This window comes from Geodermatophilus sp. CPCC 205506 (assembly GCF_051383635.1).
Lineage (GTDB): Bacteria > Actinomycetota > Actinomycetes > Mycobacteriales > Geodermatophilaceae > Geodermatophilus.
In genome coordinates, this window is the sequence record NZ_JALPKP010000018.1 from 82,031 (window position 1) to 99,881 (window position 17,851).

The window sequence follows — 17,851 nt, forward strand, 5'->3', positions numbered from 1 at the left end:
TGGCACTCACCTATTCGGTGCAGTACCACCGGGGCCTAATCGGTGACGGGGGTTTCGCCGGCAGTAGGCGAGGCGTCGAAGTGGATGCTATCCCTTGGCACGCCCGCGACGACGCATCACTCCCCGTGGGTCGGCCCACAGCCCCACCGGGTCGGCCGTGATGACCCGACGCTCCCGGTAGGCCTCGCGTAGCCGCGGGGGGAACAGGGGAAACTCCTTGCGGCAGGCGCAGGTGGCCCAGAGGCTGGCGTTCTCGTCGAAGTCGACGTCGATCCAGGTGCCTTCGGAGCCGTCCGGGGTCTTCACCGCCATCAGCACCTGCAGTACGGGCGCCCTGTCGATCGCGGCGACTCGGGCGAGCACGTGCTTGCCCTTGGGCTTGTTGCACACGGCGACGACCGTGGGCCTCATACCGGCCTGCACTGCATGAACCCCTGACCCCGGGGCAGGCTCCGAACGCCGCCCAAGCGCCGGAGGACGGCGCAGGCGTGGATCACGCGCCGGCCCCCTTCCACTCGATCGTCACGGCCTCGGGGTCGAATGCCCGTGCGCCCTGCCGGGTCCGGCTCACCGTGATGGCCATCAGCGTGTGCACGACGGCGCGGCGGCGGCTCAGCGGGAGGTCGTTCCAGGCCGCCGCCACATCGCTGGCTCCGGTCAGACCGTCCAGGAGCGGGGCGGGGTCGACAACCCGGGCTCGTCGCTCGGCGTCCGCCAGCATGGGGCGCAGCTTGGCGGTGATGCGCTCCATCTGGCGGCCGTCGATTGCACCTTCGGCGTACTGGTCCGCGGCGTGGTCGAGGCGTCCGCGCAGGCGCTCGGCCTCCTCGACCGCCGCTGACCGCTCGGCGCTGTCGCCGACGGCGAACAGGCCCACGGCATCCGGGCGCGCCAACCTGGCAGTGACCAGCCCGACGATGAGGTCGTCCAGGTCGGCCTTCCGGCGGATCACGCATCCGTCGGCGGAACACCGGTAGGACGGGACGCCACGATTCTGGGCGACGCGCAGCGTGGCTCCGCAGACCCCACAGCGGGCGATTCCGGACAGCAGGTGCGCGGCAGCCGTGCCGGTACTGGTCCTCCGCTGGGGATCCGACAAGACGGCGCGGAGCTGTTCCCAGCGGCCCCTATCCAGGATCGCCTCCCAGACACCCTCCCCGACGACCCCGCCCCGATGGACTCGCAGACCGGCGTTGCGCTCGCGCAGGACCAGCGCCCGGACCATGTTCTTGCCCCACGGCTTCCCGGTCGGCGACGGCACGCCTTCGGCGTTCAGGGCCGCAGTCACCGACCGCAGGGATTCCCCCGCCAGCAGGGCGTTCGCGATGCGCTGGACCACGGCCGCCTCGGCTGGCTCGATCACCTCACGGACGGTCCCGTCCAAGGCGTGCTCACGACTCCAGCCGTAGGCGCGGCGGCCGTGGGACCGGCCGGACTCGGCTCGCTGCTGCAAGGCGCGCCTCACTCTCTCGCTCTTGTGCTCGGACTCATGCCGGGCGACCGCCCCCAGCATCCGGGCGTGCAGTCGACCGTTGGCCGTGGTCAGGTCCCACTCCCCCGCCTGAACGGTGTGGACCGCCACGCCGGCCCGCTCCACGGCGGTAATGAAGGTCTCCAGTTCGGCCGGGGAGCGGTGCAACCGGTCCGGGTCCCACGCGGCGATGACGTCGACCTGACCGGCCTCTACGGCAGCCATGAGCGCGGCGTACTGGGGCCGGGGTTTCCCGCTGTAGGCGCTCAGGTCGTTGTCGGTGAAGGTGCGCACCACGTTCCAGCCGTTGCGCTCAGCCAGCGCGGCACAGTCCTGGCGCTGGCGCTCCACCCCCAGGCCCTCACCGCGCCGGTCGTCGGAGATGCGGCAGTAGACAGCGGCTCGCGGGGCGTCAGCCAGCGCGGCAGCCTGTGAGGCTCTGAGGAGGGCGGCGGTCACCGTCCAAGTATGTCACTTCGTACAGTTGTCGAGCGTGGTCTTGCCCGCCTGCGTCCCGCCGGCGACCAGGATGTTCAGCCCGGCGGCGACGGCGGCCTCCAGGAAGCGGGCCGCCTGCGCGGTCAGCGTGCCGAGCGCGACGAGTTCGTCCAGCGAGTGCGCCTGCAGCACGAACTTGCGGATGTTGACCGCCATGTGCCGGCGGGTGATGTCGGGGATGACGACGTGCAGCCGCGACCCGTCGGGCATCATCGCGTCCACGAACGGGGTCGACATGTCGACCCGCCGGCCCGAGGTGCGCAGCATCCGCTCCACCAGATCGGCCAGCTCACCGGCGCCCAGGATCGTGGTGGTCAGCTCGCTGCGGCCGCGGCGGGCCACGAACACCCGGCCGGGCTCGTTGACCCATAACTGACCCGGGATACACGGCTATGTGTGGTGAACGACGGCACTTTGGCCTGAGCTGCGATTTCATGGTTGGGCGTTGTTGGCCGGCGGTGACCGATGTTGGCTGAGTTGCGGACTTTCTGCGGACTCTGCGGACTATCTGCGGACTGAAACGGCGTGATCCGCGGGCCCCACCCCAGCCGTCCTGAGGAGCCAGGCAACCGCTCCACAGCCGGCCGAGGGTGCCGGCTGCAGCGGGTTGCCGGAGGGGCGCTGCGCGTCCCTGCGGGGTGGGCCTACGGCCCACCCTTCCCCCGGCCCGCTGCAGCCGGATCGAAGCCGGTTGTGGGAAGCGGCCAGGAGTGTGTGGATGGGCGTCGGAGGCTGCGCGGGACGCGGTGTCTAAGGGCTCCCGCCCATCAACCGACCACGGCCGCCGTGCTGGCCGGTGGAGGGCTACGCCGGCAATGACCGATGCGACACGGTGAGCGGGCGCGCTATGTCTAGCCGACCGTTGCCAGGCTGGCGAACACGATGATGTTGTCCCGGTAGTCCCCGGTGTCTTCGTCAAACGCTCCGCCGCAGGTAATCAGGCGGAGACCGGCGTGGTCGATGTCGCTGTAGACCTCGTCCGTCGGGAATTCGTCCTTGGGATGCTTCTCGACCCGGTCGACGCGGAAGGTTGCGACGGTGCCATCGGCGCGGTCGACGACGACGGTGTCCCCGGGACGCAGCTCCCGGAGCCCGTAGAACGCTCCTGGTTCGCCCTCCCAGTCGACGTGGCCGGCGAGGACAGCGGGCCCGAGTTGGCCGGGTGTGGGGCTGCCGTCGTACCAGCCGACGGGATAGGCGCCCTGCGGAACCTCCATCGAGCCGTCCCGCTCCAGGCCTAGCTCGATGATCCGAGAAGTGACTCCAAGGGCCGGTATTTGCACTCGGGCAGGAGTACTGGCCGGCAACTGCCGCGCCGTGGCCGCCGGACTGACTAGCTGGGCGGGAGGCGCGGAGGGAGTCGTGGTCGCGGTGACCGGCGGGGCCGCCACGGCGAGGGGAACGTCAAGTCGGACGGGGTCGACTGTGTTCTGGGGCAGGACGACGACCGCTGCGACGCCGGCGGCCGCCAGCAACGCGGAGGTGGCCGCCCAGACCCGGGCAGCGCGGGGCCCGGCCGTCCGGAGAGCGCGGCGACTGGGCTGTCCGTAGCGGGTGACTCGAGGCGGCCGGGCGAGCAGGGCCTCAAGCTCGGCGTCGATGCCGGACGCCCGCGCTGGAGGTGGCGCCGGGGGATACGTCCCGGCGATGCGCACCGCACCACCCACCCCGGTCCCTGATGGACCGGGGTGGGTGGTGCGTGCGCGATGGTGCACGTCTCGACGGTCAGACGGTCGCGCGGGAGCTGCGCCGGGCAGCGAACGCCGCGCCACCGGCCGCCGTCAGGGCGACGCCGCCCAGGACGTAGGGAAGCGTGCTGGCGTCGCTGGACGAGCTGCCGTCGCCGGCGGCCACGGCCCCCGCCGGACGGCTGGTCACCTGGCTCGTGGTGCCGGGGGTCACCTGGCTCGTGGTGCCGAGGGCCATGGCGCTGGTGACGGTCCCCGCGTTGGCGACGTAGTCGTGGTCCTCGCAGGCCTGGGCGTCGTTGTCGCGGTCCAGCTGGTTCGGGTCGCTCGGGTTGGCGTCGTAGACAGCCTGGGCGACCGCCTGCGAGACGAAGTCCGGGCAGTTGTAGGTGTCGGCGGCGTGGGCCGTGCCAGAGACGCCGAGGGACAGTGCAGCGGTGAAGAGGACACCGGCAGCAGCAGTGGTACGACAACGCATGATTGGCTCCAGAGTCTGTGGGGCGAGGCGACTGTCGCCCTCACAGGTAAGGTTTCACAGCGTTACCGATACTTCACGTTCCGCTCATGCCTAGGTTCGGCCCCCGGGTTAGCGCTTCTCGCCAGTTCAGCTCGCATAGACCCCACGGGTCCCACCTGTTGCCCGTCTGCGTGATTGACCGAGGACCGCGCCCCCACATTGCGGCGCAGGTACCTCGGCCAGCCGCGCGACCGCCGGGCGCAGCTCTCGGCGGGCGCCGTGTCCCTGCGTGGTTCGCTTGTTGCAACCTGGCTGAAGGTGGTCACCAGCATGGCAGCGCGACCACACAGGATTCTTCACAGCGACGCGAAGCGACCTCCGCACGTGCCTGGAGCGACAGCGGCGCGAAGCGAGTGTCTTCAGCGCCGGTGGCCTCGACGAAGAACCCGCGCATGTCTGGCTGCCGGAGCAACTGGCCAGGTCTTAGGTGCAGACCGCAAAGACCACTGGTGGTCCGGCCAGCACGGTGATCTTGACCGGTCCCATGCGAGTGGGCTTTCTGAGCCAGACCCTGACGACGTGGTCACCTTCGTCGAGGATTTTGTCGCGTCGCGTCCCTCCGACGTTGCGAAGCTGGGTCGGGCGGGCACCGCGGAACGCCACCTCTTCATCTGGGGCGGGGTGCTCTCGACCGGTTAGGTTCCTCTACGCGCCCTGGAACTCGACGTGCCGCAGCTACCTCTGCGGGCACCCCAGCTACCGGAAGAACTCACCCACGTCTGGGTCGCATCGGAGGCGACCCGGCCCGCACGGATTGTTGTCTGGAGTGCCAAGACGGACTGGGTCCAGGCCGGCACCATCCGGCCGGCCGGCTAACGGCGACCCTCTCTGTCTTCCAGCGGGGACGCGTTCCAGCAGAGGATCCCTTCCGGGACGCCGTGCGCCGACTCACCGGAGTGCGCGGACATCGCCGTACAGGGTTTCCTGCGGACACCGGCCCGGATCGCAGAATCAACGGCGCTTGTCCAGACCGGCTCCACCGGCCAGGCCACCGGGGGGACCGCAGCCGCTGAGGGCACCGGAAGTGCACCCGCCCGGCCACGCCGCCCTGCCGGCAGCCCCGCGAACTCGATTCAGCGGCCGCCGTCGGCCTCTTTGACGGCGACCAGGACTCGGCAGTCGGACAGGTTGCATCTCTCCTTCGCAGCAATCGGGCGAGGCCGCAGGCTCGGACATGGCTCGTTCATTACCAGGAACTGCGAAAAGCCGTCAGCAGCGGGCTAGCTAGCGGCAGTGGCGCCGTCGGCCCGATGGGCGTCCACGGGTCCAGCGCCTGCCTATGACGAGCAGCTGCTGTGCTGCAGAGCCGCCTCGTAGTGCTTCACGACCGGGCTGCATCCGTGTCGCGACGGACCGATGTGGAATCAGCCAAAGATGGAGACGAGTCGTTCCCTCGACTGGTTGATCTCGTCCACCGAGGCAGTGAACTCGCTGAGCGGCAGGCTCCCAGCTGAAATACGCTGGATGACTCGCTCGACGCGCGATAGCTCCGGCTCCAGGACGGGTAGCGCAGACTTGCCTCGCTGATCCATGATTCGCCGCGCGACCTCGAAGAACTCATCAGTACTAAGATCGAAATACTGCTGAGACAGCCGCTGGGCTTCCTGCACCTCCGGCCCAGTTTCCCCTGGGTCGCTGCTCATCGGTGCCACTCCTGTACTTGGCACACGGCGCACTGACGCGTTGGAAAGGAGTGCAGAGTTGCGGTTCGAGCTTTGACCTGACGAATTCACTTCCCCGGCGTATGGAACCTTGTTCGCCTTGGATCGGTTGCATCGCCAACACAGGGTCTGCAGATTGTCCGGCGTGGACAAGCCGCCCTTGGAAACCGGGATGATGTGGTCCACCTCGAGGAGTAGATGCGGCTCCGCTGCGAGCGACACCAAGCAGTACCGGCAGGTGTGATTGTCGCGCGCCTTGATGCTGCTCCGTAGCCGGGCGGTCATCAGGGCGCGCTGTCCGGCAGCACTCTTCTTGAAGCGGATCCTCTGCGAGAGCGTCTCGATAAGCGCGTCGATCGTGGGGGTGTTGAACGTGACGGTTGCGCGCTGTGAGCTATTTCCACCGGCACTGACGTACTCAAAGACGTACACGGGATATGGGACACTTATCGGCGATAGCTTAACTCCGACGTGCTGCATGAACTCGTCGCGGTAATGCTTCAGGATGAACTTGGGCGGATTGAACGACTCTGCGATGCTCGTCTCGCGCTGCCGAAGGTTGTTGATGGCATCTTCAAGTCGGGCGATGTCCTCGCCGAGGCGCTCCACGTCTGCAAGGTTGGCCTCGTCAGCACTGATGTTGAAGTACTTCGACACGTACTTAAGGGGATCGGCACTGGCGTTACGCACGACCTGTAGCGAGCAGTTGTGCACGTTCCGTGCTTGGTAGTTCGCTACGTTCCGATTCCGGCGGTAGTTGTAGTTGCTGGTATTTTGGAATGATGCCAGGTGTGCCTGGACGCCGGTGGAAGACGCGCCCAGTTGAAACGACCCACGGCTGAGAATTTCCGACGTGTACTGGGCAACCTCGTTGTGATCGGCAATCACCGCTGCGATCTCGTTCTTGTGGGCTGAAAACTCTTCGCTGGCGAAGTACCGCCTTTTGCGGAATTGTCGGAAAGCAACATTCAGAATCATGGCCGCCAGCACGACAAGGACGACCGTCATGAAAATTCTCATGGGCGATTGCATAGCCTTTCGCATTGTTCAGACGGGTTGTTAGCCGGATCGCGAGCCCCTGACTGATGACTTAGTCGGCGCGCCGTGGCCCTAGGCGCAATCGAACGAGTCGGATGGAGACCGGTTCTCGCGCGACGATCGCCCGGGTTTCGGGCCATCACTGACCGTCGCGCTCGACCTCGACCAGGCGGGGCGGACCGAAGCGGCGAACGCCGTCGTCGGACACGGGCGGGAGTCTGGCAAGGGGGCGACCTGTCAGCTTCTGGGCAGTCGGGGTTCTACTTGATGGCTCCAACGAGAGTCGCCGGTCGCCCCAAAGTCACATCCCCGTTGTTCAGGAGTCGCAGCCGATTCCGTCGCCGTCTCGGTCCGGGTGCTCGCCGTAGCCAGGCTCGCCGGTGCGAATTGGGTTGGGACGGCGCCCAACCGCGGCTGCGCTGGTGGACGCGAACTGCGCCTCAAAGCGGTGGCGTCGGTGGCGATGGTCCCCCTACTAAGCAGCACGGAGCGAGGATGCGGATCAATCTCCCCCGTAAAGGGGATGGCGCGCCCCCCAGGGCTAACTTGACCGCCTCACTGGTCCCCCCTGTGCCTCCAGTGCGCTTCTGCACCAGCGGTGAGCCGCCTCGCTCGACCTCGACCAGGCGGGGCGGGAGGGCCTCGCGCAGGTCGGGAATCTTGCCGCGCACCTTGCCTCTGGCCATGTCGGCCAGCACCGCGGGATCGCGTTGGCCGGCGACATCGCCTCGAGCATCGCCCGCGCCGAAACCGGGGAGAGGCTCGAGGCGACGGCCGACAGCCGATCGATGCGTCCTCCAGCATTTGCTCCAGCCGGGTGCCGTCCCGGGTCATCGCCCGGCGCAGCGATCAAGATCGCAATCGATCACACCACTTGCACGCCGGAACAAGCGGCTAGTCATAACCAACAGTCGTCAACAATTCGCCTAGTCCTACTCAAGTAGCCCGTGCCGTCCATACACTTCTGTGCCCACTCAAGTCCTCACTAGAAACGGCACGTATGCTAGAAGGTGGATGGTCTGGACCTCGCGTCGCAATGGCTCGTGGACGCTACTTTGGCTCGCTTGGCAATGGCGGGCGACGAAGTTTGATACTGGGTCCGCGCAGCAGCAGGGCAAGCTTGTCGCGCTGCTCGACGGTCAACGGCGGCGCTGCGTCGACGACTCGGCGGATGTGAACGTCGAGTTGCTCGATGCGCCTGGCTTTGATGGCGGCTCGACAGACCGCTGAGGGTCCGGGGTCGTCGGCAGAAGGGTCGCCGGTGACGTCCTCGACGCCAGCCCGGTGATCGAGCCGTTCATCCGAGCCGAGATTCTTCTCGGTTTCAGCGATGGCTGCTGGCTCATCCTGCCGTTCCGGTGCGACGGCGCGTGACTGCATTGACCGGGTCATCGGTCACCGGGTCCAATTGGGGAGCCCGTCGGTCGTCGGGAGCGCCGCCGGCGACGACCGGACCGCAGGTCTCATGACGGGAGCCTGAGTGGCGCTGCTCCGGTTGCTCTGCAGTCTTTCGCCGCAACGCCAGTCCCGTCGACACGGCAGGGGGTCGGCTGCGACGCTTCTCCAGCTCCTGGAGAACCGACTGGAGAAGGACTGGAGAAGGACTGGAGAAGGTCGCGCATGACCGTCCCGGGGCTGGCTGACGTACTGGCGCCTCCTCCGAACCTCCAGTACGCCGGTTGCCGCGGGCGTACTCAGCGCGACGGGTGCCGGGGACCCCAGATCGCGCGGCGTTCGTCAGCGGCGCGGAGGCGGACGTAGGGCCGGCGGTTGTAGGCCTCGAGGACGGCCTCGAGTGCGACGGACAGCCCGGTGAGGTCGCGGTCGTAGATCCGCCCGTCATCGAGTTGCTGAGCCAGCTCGTGCAGCGCCTGGGGCCAGTCGCGGCGGGTGAGCGGCAGCCGCGTCGGAACCTCCACGCGCCGCTCAACGACCTGGACTGCTACACGGCCGGAGGCCGCGGCCCGTGACTGCTCCCAGGCTCTGTGCCGGCAGGTGGGCGAACACCACTTGGCAATCGGTCCTCTCGCCCCTGGCGTGATGAGGCCGCCGCACCAGCCACAGGCCACCGCTGCGGCCCGCCGATCGTGATCGGTTGCGGCAGGGTCAGGCTGTGCCAAGTCCCTCTTGGCGGGCGCCCGCTCGATGTTCCGACGGCGCTGCCGCTCACGCTGCTGTCGACGAGCCCGGTCGTCGCTGCTCGCACTCCATCCCATGCCGATGACGGTGCAGACGAGCCTCCAGAAACCCGTCACAACAGAAACGGAACCCCAAAGTGCAAGAGGTGTAACGGCCGCGATCTTGATCGCTGCCTGTTGGGATGAGAATGCTCGCGTCGTCCGGCGACGTCGGATTCACATTGGCGCGGGTGAGCCCGTAGAGGTGTATGGCGCAGGGGCCTCGGGTGCCTGTTATTGCTGCTGCGAGCGCGTGGGTCTGTCTCCTGGCAGAGGTCCCTCCGGGCGGCGCCTATCGGTGTCGACCGGGGGAGGGATCCCAGGTGGAGTTGCTGTTCGAGCGGGTGGCCGGGCTGGATGTCGGCAAGGCGACGGTGACTGTCTGCGTACGCACGCCGGGGCCGGGTGGTCGCCGGCTGAACGAGGTGCGGACGTTCTCGACGATGACCCGGTCGTTGGAGGTGCTGCGGGACTGGCTGGTGGAGCGCGGGGTGACGATCGCGGCGATCGAGTCGACCTCGACGTACTGGAAGGGGCCGTTCTACTGCCTGGAGGAGGTGCTGGAGGTCTGGCTGCTCAACGCGGCTCACATGAAGGCCGTGCCGGGCGGCAAGACCGACGTCAAGGATGCGGAGTGGATCGCCCAGCTGCTCGAGCACGGGCTGCTGCGGCCGTCGTTCGTGCCGCCTCCCGACATCCGCCGGCTGCGGATGCTGACCCGCTACCGGGTGCAGCTGATGGCCGACCGCACCCGGGAGATCACCCGGCTGGAGCTGATGCTGGAAGACGCCTCGATCAAGCTGTCCTCGGTCGCGGCCAGCCTGACCAGCGTGTCGGCACGAGCGATGCTGGGCGCGCTGATCGGCGGGGAGAGCGATCCGCGGGTCCTGGCCGACCTGGCCAAGGGCAAGATGCGCCGCAAGATCCCGGCCCTGACCGAGGCACTCACCGGGCACTTCGACGCCGGCCACGCGCAGCTGGCCCGCTCCATGCTGGCCCGGATCGCGGCGGTCGAGACCGCTCTGGCCGAGCTGAACGCGGTCATCGCGACCGCATTCCAGCCGTGGGCGCATCAGCTGGAGCTGCTGCAGACCATTCCCGGAGTTGGGGAGAAGGTCGCGCAGGTGATCATCGCCGAGACCGGCGCGGACATGTCCCGGTTCCCGACACCGGAGCACCTGGCTTCCTGGGCCGGAGTCGCGCCGGGGATGCACGAGTCGGCCGGCAAGTTCCACCCCATCCCGCCGCCGCACGGCAACAGATGGCTGACCGCGATGCTGGTCGAGGCGACCCGGCTCGGTCGGCCGGATAAAGGCCAAGAACTACCTGGCCGCACAGCACGCCCGGCTCAGCGGCCGGCGCGGCATGGGGCGGGCGCAGGTGGCGGTCGCCCACTCGATCCTGGTCTCGGCCTACTGGATGCTCACCTGCGACGAGCCCTACGCCGACCTCGGCCCTCCGTTCGATCGCCGGCCTCACCGAGGACCTACCGGCAGAACCGAGCCTCCACCGATCCCGGGGCGGTTCACCGATCCTGGGGCTGCGATCCAGGCAGCCCGAGCCGGACGCAGCCGGGCCTTTGGGTTCCGACCAGCAACGCTGGCGCGGTTGTGGTCGGCTGCGCGACGGATTCTCTTCCCAGGAGCCGGGGGAGCACGCTGTACTCCTGCTCGGCGTCGCCGGAACGGGGGGGGCATGGGCGGACGGCTGGTGCTGGCATTCCTTCTCCTCGTCCCTGTGGGCGTTGTGACGGCGATGGGCTCCTTGGGTTCTGCTGACAGTGATGTGTCACCTGTCGCTTCGGAAGTGAGTGCCGTCGAGATCCTCAGCGGCGACCTGGTGGAAATGGCCACCACAAGCAGCGCATGGCAGACCATCAGCAGTTCTCCGACGACGGCGACGGGTACCGTCTTCTTATCGGGTGCATGCCCCGCGGCAGGCGTGACCGTGGAAGTCCTGCCGATGCCCGGCGTCCCAAATTCGTCCGTGGATGCCTCGACACAGACGGACGGCTCCGTGTGCCGACTCGATCTGTCCTGGCCTGAGATCGGGCTACGCGACCGTGCCTCGGGACACTTCCTCGTCACCGTCGGCGACCGCGAACCGATCGCTGTCGCGTACGACATCACGAGATCGTCGTCCCTCGACGTGTTCGTCTGGATCTCCGCCGTCGCACTGCTCGCCGGGCTCGCGGCAACGTGGATGCTCTGGACCATCTTCGGCACCGGGGATGTCCCCGAGGACTGGTCCTTCAAGGAGGCGTATGCGTCCACGTTTACCGGACTGGTGGTGGCTGCCGCGGCGCTCCTGGCCGCGACAGGTGTCCTCGACGAGTACGCGCCACAGTATTCCGTTGCCGGGCCATTCGCCGCGACCTTGGTCGTCGGCCTCCTGTTGCTCGTCGGGCCGCTGCTGTTCTCCATGGCGAAGAAGGACAACCAGACACAGCGCAGGAGGATGTTTGCGGTCGCAGGCGGGGTCGCAATCCTCGCGGCGGTTGCTCAGCTTGGGTTGGTGGTGCTCGTCATCATCAGCGGCTCATGGCCAGGCTGGGCCAAGTTGGTCATCGCCGTTGGCGCCGTCCTCAGCCTGGCGGTCCTGTTCCTCTATGCGGCCAGGCAGGCATGGCTGTTGGAGAAGGGGCATTTCCGGGGCTCGGGCAAGCCCGAGGAAGCTGCGGCGCGGCCAGAAAGGGCGGCGGTCGACGGGACTGTTGAACAGTCCAGGTAGACGGCTTCCACCGCACGTCGTCGATTACCTGCATGGCGTGTGCAGGCCCGTGCGCGGTACCGAAGCACGCTCTCACCAATGGCAGGGCCATCTGCGAATGGCACGGCCCGGAACCGGTGTCCTCCAGTCGCCGACGTGAGCACACGAGCCCGCCGTCCACCATGTCGCGCCGCGCCGCCCGGGGTCTGAGCACGGGTCGTTGTGATCGTCTTGGGGAACTTCCAGGGCGTGCAGGTCCTCGCGGACCGCGGTGAGCTCGGGGTGGTCGGGCCCGAGTTGGCCCGCGAGAATCCGGCACGCCTCCTGGCATTCATGGGCTGCGGTGACCGTGTCGCCCCGGTGCTTGAGGATTGAGGCCAGGTGGTAGCGGGCGTGCCCGACCTCGTAGTGGTCGGCTCCCCGCAGGCGGGTCCACGCGGCGATGACGTTGCGGGCTAGCGGTTCGGCCTCGGCGTAGCGGCGTTGGCCAGCTAGGACAGCAACGAGCACACCCTGGTCTCGGAGTACATCGGCGGCGAGTGGGAGGCGACGTTTGGCAACGCGCTGTGCGAGGGCGCGGCGGATGTGCCGCTCTGCTTCGGCGTAGTGGCCGTGGGCGTGCCACAGCCCGGCGAGGTTGTGTTCGAGCGCGGCCAGGGCCGACGAGTCGGCGTGCTGTGCGGTGGTGAGCAGGCCAAAGGCTTCGCTGTAATGCGCGGCGGCGCGGTTCAGGTCACCGGTGTCCTTAGCCAGGATGCCTCGACCATTGTGTGCGAGGGCTCGCCGGAGCGGATCAGGGGCCAGGGCGAGCGCCAGATCCAGGTCTGTCCGTGATTCCTCCCAGCGGGCCTGCATTCGGCGGACGAGGCCGCGACGAGCCAGTACGTCACACCGGACGGCTGACGCGTCCAGCGACCGGCCGGCGTGCTCGATCACCGCCAAGGCGTCATTGAGTGCGTCGGTCGCCGCCTGCAGGTCCATGGCAGCGATGTGCAGGTCGGCGACAACGCCAAGTGCCGCCGCCAACTCCAGCGGCACAGATCCGCCGGCCTGGTCCATTTCGGCACGCAGGGCCTGCGCCGCGGCGGCGGCGGTCAGCGCGTGCCGCCGTGGGTTTCCTCGGCTGCTCCGGCGCAGCGCGGCCCTGAGGCGGCGACGGGCGGCCGCCACGCGAAGCAAGCTCCGGACGCCGCCGGCGGGCGGCGGAATGAGGCGGCGCAGGTCGTCGCCTGCTCCGCCCCGGCGGGTCAGCGTGTCGGCGGGCAGTGGTTGAGAGCGGCGGCGGCGGGACCGGCGGTCGCGGCGATGAATCCGGCGGCGACCCCCAGGCTGATGAATGTTCGGCGAATCTTGGACATGACAACCTCCATCGAGGGTCTTGGCAGAAGACAGTGCAAATGCCGCACGAGGAGCAGCCATCGACGCCCCCGCCTCGGCCGGTCAGCGTGACGGCTGGCAGTGGTTGAGCCCCGCGGCGGCGGGACCGGCGGTCGCGGCGATGAATCCGGCGGCGACCCCCAGGCTGATCAGGACTCGGCGAATCTTGGCCATGACAACCTCCATCGATGTCGTGGTGGGGAGACGGTGCGGTGTCGCACGACAGGTGAAGTTCCACTTGCCCGTAACCGCCGAGGCAGCGATGCCGGTATGCGACACACAAGGAGACTCCGCCGAGCTGGGCGCCAAGCCAATACGCACAACTGAGTACTTCACGATTGCAGTGGCCTCCACCCATCTGTTGTCGCCTGGAGAGCTCCTCCCCCGTCGGGGAAGACACTGCGCGGAGCAAAGCGCCGCGGAGATGTCGGAGATTGAGGCCAGGTCCTGCATTGGGTCTTACGTGTCGAGACCCGCGCAGTAGCCGCACGGCTTGTATTCACACAGAGTGAATGCTAGGCTTACTCGGCGGAACTTATATTGTCCCACGCTGTGGCGCCTTTGCAATAGGGGAGGCGGTGTGGACAGGCAGGTGGACCGCCTGGCGCGTTGGCTAGACCTTGCGGGCCAAATGCTCCGAAAACCCCTCTGGCGTGTTCCTTATGACCTGCTGAACGCTGAGCTCGCTGACTCTTTCGACGTGACGGCTATCGCTTGGAGTTCTCGCGCGGACGATGGCCGAGTGCAGATCGATGCCTGGCCGCCCGAGACATACTCAGGGGAGCGCCTAGACGCCTTGATGCCCACGGCTGCGTGGCAACCCCTGGTGCGGTGGTACAGAGCGACCGAGTCCACGATGCCGCATCGCTTGACGTCTGTGCCGAAGGAGATCGCCGACGCGCGCTGCGTCGGGCAGTGGCGCGAGGTGAGCAAGCCCCTCGGCGTTACCGAGCAGCTCGGTATTCCGATGTACGTGCGCGGGTCGGAGTATCGAGCGCTTGTCGTGGCCCGAGCCGATGAGGATTTCACTGAGGCGGACGTCGACCTTGCCTGCAGAATTCAGTCGTTGCTGATCGGCGTAGAGCGTCAGGCTGCTGAGCTCTCCAGATGGCGATCTCGTATCGGACACGACGAAACCGGTGGCCAGGAGTCTGGGCCGGCGGCCGCGACCGATGCCCGCTTGACGGCTCGTGAGCTGGCGGTATTGGCCCTACTCGCCGAGGGGCTCACCGCCAGAGGGATCGGACGCCGGCTGGACATCTCGGAGCTAACCGTGAACAAGCATCTTCAGCACATATATGCGAAGCTTCGGACCAGTGACCGTCTAACCACCGTCCTGCGGGCTCAGGAACAAGGCTTGCTGCCACAGCCGGGTCGGAAAAGCAGAGGCACCTCAGGATGACGTTGCTAGTAACTGCGCCTGGCTCCGGCCGATGAGACCCAAAGGGTCGGCGATCGCCTTGCTGACCTACTTGAGCGACATGGACGCTGGCCGGACAAATCTACCAACTCACCGTCGTTGTTCGGTCGATGGTCGACCTGGTCGCCGTCGATGCACGCGGAGGCCTCGATCACCAGTGCTTCATTGGCATGAACAGCGCGAAAGCCCGGGAATAGGACACGTCGCCGAGGCCTAACTGGGATCAGGTGGGCAGGGTCGCGGTTGGGGCCCCCGTCGGTGAGGCGGTGAACAAACGACTGGCACGTGTGCGGAGTTTCTGACGAGAAGGACCGCTGCAGAACGCAACCGCGTGGTGTCAGTTGGCGTCCGCCTAGAGAGATCAGAGGGCAGCTGCACGGCGAGGCAAATGGCGTCCATTCTGCAGATGGGACGCCGGTCCACACCGGCGGGACGAGTCAGGGCTCGTTTGATGGCCACAACCTCTACGAGGTCGACACGTCCGAGCCCGCCGTCGAGCTCGGGCGCGCACCGTCCACCATCAGCCGGGAACTGGCGCGCAACACCACGTCCACCCGTGGCTACCTGCCTCACGGGGCGCACCGCGCCTCGGTGCAACGGCGCCGTCGCCCCAAGCGGCACAAGCTGGTCGAGGGCAGCACGCTGCGGAACTACGTCGAGGCCCGGCTACGGAAGAAGTGGTCGCCGCAGCAGATCAGTCATCGGCTGATCAAGGACTTCCCCGGCGATCTGGAGATGCGGGTGAGCACCGAGACGATCTACGTCCATGCCCGCGGCGAGCTCAAGCGCGAGCTGGCTCGCCAGCTGCGACGCGGGCGCGCCGCGCGCAAACCACGCCGCGATCCGAACGCTCGCACCCCGAGATTCGTCGACCCCATGACCCCGATCGCCGCTCGTCCGGCCGAGGTCGACGCCAGGGCCGTGCCAGGACACTGGGAATGCGACCTGATCGTCGGCGCGGCCAGCGCATCGGCGATCGCCACCCTCGTCGAGCGCTCGAGCAGATTCGTGGTGCTCGGGCCTGGCTCGACCGGCATCCCGGGTCCAGCTGCACTTCACGCCAACCTCGGGGTCGTGGCTCAACCTGGTCGAGGCGTTCTTCTCGATCATCACCCGCCAGGCGCTGCGCCGCGGCAACTTCCCGACCGTCGCCGACGTCATCGCCGCCATCGACCGCTTCATCGCCGCCTGGAACGACCGCTGCCGACCGTTCACCTGGACAGAGGACCCCGAGACCGTCATCGCCAAGGCCACCGACCCGCGGCGCCACAAGACACAAGCGACGTCAGATACGGAGCACTAGCTGCAATTGACCTCGTTCGCCGTCGTCCGCGCACGGCCACCGCCGTCCATAGCGGCAGCCCAGCGAACTTACGGAACGGCTGTGAATCGCCACGAACGCGATCATGACGGCCTGGCAGTGTGACTGCCGGTCACGGTCCGCGCGTCTGACAGAGGTCGTCACCACCGGTCCTGTCCGCACAAAGCCCGACCCACGAGACGGTGGTAGCCGCCTTGCTCGGGTGAGGACGCAAACAGCCTCCTCGAACCTCTCTGCGTCGGCGGCGACCGGTCGCGGGCTCGTCGCCTTATAGAGAGCGCGACGGGGCAGGTGCGCTGCTGGAGGACGCGGCGCAGTCACCCGCCCGGTCAATCGACTCCGGGGACTCCCGGAACGACGACCACAAGGGCCGGCGGCCGACGGCCCGCGCCGCCGACTGCGGTCGCCGGAGGTGTGCGAGCGCGCGGCTGAATGAGCTACTGCGGGTCGCCGGTGATAGTGAACAGGGGGAGCAGCCCGGTGACCTCCAGCGGCCGGGTCACCGGACGGGTGGTGGCGATCAGCCGCAGCACGATGCCGCGGGCGCCGGCCGACTTCTGCGTCTCCACGAGCAGGGCCAGCCCGGCCGAGCCGAGGAACCGGACCCCGCGCAGATCGAGCACCAGCAACGCGGGTCGCCGCTCCAGCTCGGCGTCCACTGCCGACCTCAGTATCGGGGCGGTGAACGTGTCCACCTCCCCGGCGACCGACACGGTGACCGCGCCGTCCCGGCCGGTCTGGATGGTCACGGTAAGCGCATCCTCGCTGAACTCCTCGTCCGCGCTCCTGGTGGGCAGGTCGGTTGTGGTCACCGTCGATGCTCCTCTCCGGCGGCGATCAGGGATCGAGCCGGCGGGAGCCGCCGGGGTGTCCGCCGCTGCAACGGTCTCTTCCGCGGCGCCACACCATCTGGATGCAGGCGGTCGAGGACGCGGCGGGCGCGCGCCCCGCGGCGTGGAGACGCGCTGGTGGGCAACAGGCCACAAACAGCGGCGCCGGGCCGGGCCTTCGGGACCAGCCCGGGCTAAGACAGCGCCAACGGCGAGCGTCCCCGTGGGTACGCCGGTCGCCATGCTTGGTTGCGGGTCTCGTTTCGTTCGGTGGCCTCGCCAGTGGGGAGGGTGATGCCCGGCCCGCGTGACCCGAGTACAAGTCACGACACGCAAGGTCGTGTCGGAGGCTGGCCCTCCTTTCGCGGATTTTCGGTCGCCATGGCGGTCAGGCGCGAACTACGTGAGGGCGAGATCCCAATGGTCACGGCGGTGACCCGGCTGGACTTCCTGAGCCGGCGGGACAGCGCGGCAGCGCTCCAGCGGCCCGGCGTCCGACCATCGCATTCCTGGACCGACCACCTGCGCGGCCAGGTCGAAGCGCTGGGCCTCGACGAGTCCCTCGAGCTACTCGACCCTCGGCGTTCTCGTCGCTCGCCAGGCCTATGACGTGCAGCACCGGGGCATCCGCGCCGCGCTGTGCGCCGGAGCGGCGTGGGAGCGAATTGGTGCGGTGCTCAGCACCACGCCGCTGACGGCGTGGAACAGCCACCAGCGGTGGTTCGAAGAGCAGGTCGAGCTCTTCGAGCTCACCGGCCGGGACGGGTTGGACGACGTCGGTGCGGTCGACGCGCTGCAGCTGGCAGGCGAGCGCCCGTCGGCCTGCGGTACGCCGCGCAAGGCTCTGGGCCCCATTTGGGGCCCGACCCCAATCATCTGGCGCGGCCTTCCCTCGCCGGGGGGAAGAGGAGATGAGCGCCGCGGTCGACCGCCATCGTGACGACTGCTGCCGCCCACTCGGCAGAGTTCACCGCGGTCCATCGCTGCACCGATGGAACAGTCGTGAACCGTGGCGAACCCCTCGCTCGTGACTGAGGGACAGGGCCTCGGTCGAGGGGTGTCCTTAGAGCTCATTTCAGTGTGGCATCCAGGTGCCGGAAGCAGATCAGCGAGCAGGCCAGCTGAAGCAGCCCCAGGTGGAGGT

15 protein-coding genes and 1 pseudogene are annotated in these 17,851 nt (G+C 67.9%); 5 read left to right on the top strand and 11 right to left on the bottom strand.

Translation table 11 applies throughout. The features are described from left to right. Positions 1-87: 87 nt before the first annotated feature. From MY520_RS12480 to MY520_RS12520, 9 genes are all read right to left on the bottom strand, one after another. Positions 88-411, bottom strand: a complete 324-nt coding sequence (locus tag MY520_RS12480; RefSeq protein WP_436692424.1) for a hypothetical protein — start codon at positions 409-411, stop codon at positions 88-90. An 82-nt stretch (positions 412-493) separates the two neighbouring features. After that, the gene (locus MY520_RS12485; RefSeq protein ID WP_436692425.1) at positions 494-1,930 is read right to left on the bottom strand and encodes a recombinase family protein; all 1,437 of its coding nucleotides are present in this window, start codon (positions 1,928-1,930) and stop codon (positions 494-496) included. 12 nt (positions 1,931-1,942) lie between these two features. Continuing rightward, positions 1,943-2,353 (bottom strand): ATPase, T2SS/T4P/T4SS family, encoded by a 411-nt coding sequence (locus tag MY520_RS12490; RefSeq protein ID WP_436692438.1) that lies wholly within the window; start codon positions 2,351-2,353, stop codon positions 1,943-1,945. A gap of 467 nt (positions 2,354-2,820) precedes the next feature. After that, a complete protein-coding gene (locus MY520_RS12495) occupies positions 2,821-3,741 on the bottom strand; it encodes a class F sortase (protein WP_436692426.1) in 921 nt (306 codons plus the stop codon). Next, on the bottom strand, positions 3,695-4,135 hold the full coding sequence (locus tag MY520_RS12500; protein ID WP_436692427.1) for a hypothetical protein: 441 nt from the start codon (positions 4,133-4,135) through the stop codon (positions 3,695-3,697). Before MY520_RS12500 ends, MY520_RS12495 begins: the two co-directional genes overlap by 47 nt. A gap of 1,403 nt (positions 4,136-5,538) precedes the next feature. Further along, complete coding sequence (locus MY520_RS12505) at positions 5,539-6,843, bottom strand: HNH endonuclease (RefSeq protein ID WP_436692428.1); 1,305 nt, start codon at positions 6,841-6,843, stop codon at positions 5,539-5,541. 346 nt (positions 6,844-7,189) lie between these two features. Next, complete coding sequence (locus tag MY520_RS12510; RefSeq protein WP_436692439.1) at positions 7,190-7,261, bottom strand: excalibur calcium-binding domain-containing protein; 72 nt, start codon at positions 7,259-7,261, stop codon at positions 7,190-7,192. 662 nt (positions 7,262-7,923) lie between these two features. Continuing rightward, complete coding sequence (locus tag MY520_RS12515; RefSeq protein WP_436692429.1) at positions 7,924-8,253, bottom strand: hypothetical protein; 330 nt, start codon at positions 8,251-8,253, stop codon at positions 7,924-7,926. Positions 8,254-8,567: 314 nt separating this feature from the next. Further along, a complete protein-coding gene (locus MY520_RS12520; protein WP_436692430.1) occupies positions 8,568-8,792 on the bottom strand; it encodes a hypothetical protein in 225 nt (74 codons plus the stop codon). Positions 8,793-9,373: 581 nt separating this feature from the next. Here MY520_RS12520 and MY520_RS12525 point away from each other — a divergent pair. Continuing rightward, complete coding sequence (locus MY520_RS12525; protein ID WP_436692431.1) at positions 9,374-10,828, top strand: IS110 family transposase; 1,455 nt, start codon at positions 9,374-9,376, stop codon at positions 10,826-10,828. Then, entirely contained in the window at positions 10,788-11,780 is a 993-nt protein-coding gene (locus MY520_RS12530; protein WP_436692432.1) for a hypothetical protein, read from the top strand. The genes MY520_RS12525 and MY520_RS12530 overlap by 41 nt, the downstream gene beginning before the upstream one ends. A gap of 72 nt (positions 11,781-11,852) precedes the next feature. On the opposite strand, the gene MY520_RS12535 is transcribed toward MY520_RS12530, so the two are convergent. Continuing rightward, positions 11,853-12,929 carry a hypothetical protein gene (locus tag MY520_RS12535; protein ID WP_436692433.1) on the bottom strand — a complete coding sequence of 359 codons (1,077 nt, stop codon included), beginning with the start codon at positions 12,927-12,929 and terminating at the stop codon, positions 11,853-11,855. Between the two features lie 949 nt (positions 12,930-13,878). Here MY520_RS12535 and MY520_RS12540 point away from each other — a divergent pair. Next, on the top strand, positions 13,879-14,538 hold the full coding sequence (locus tag MY520_RS12540) for a response regulator transcription factor (protein WP_436692434.1): 660 nt from the start codon (positions 13,879-13,881) through the stop codon (positions 14,536-14,538). A gap of 516 nt (positions 14,539-15,054) precedes the next feature. Then, positions 15,055-15,576 (top strand): annotated as a pseudogene (locus MY520_RS12545) (IS30 family transposase); the annotation flags it as partial. Between the two features lie 738 nt (positions 15,577-16,314). Here MY520_RS12545 and MY520_RS12550 read toward each other — a convergent pair. Then, positions 16,315-16,689: an STAS domain-containing protein gene (locus MY520_RS12550; protein WP_436692435.1), complete on the bottom strand. Its 375-nt coding sequence runs from the start codon at positions 16,687-16,689 to the stop codon at positions 16,315-16,317. Between the two features lie 628 nt (positions 16,690-17,317). On the opposite strand from MY520_RS12550, the gene MY520_RS12555 reads away from it, so the two are divergent. Next, positions 17,318-17,647, top strand: a complete 330-nt coding sequence (locus MY520_RS12555) for a hypothetical protein (protein ID WP_436692436.1) — start codon at positions 17,318-17,320, stop codon at positions 17,645-17,647. The last annotated feature ends 204 nt before the right edge of the window (positions 17,648-17,851 follow it).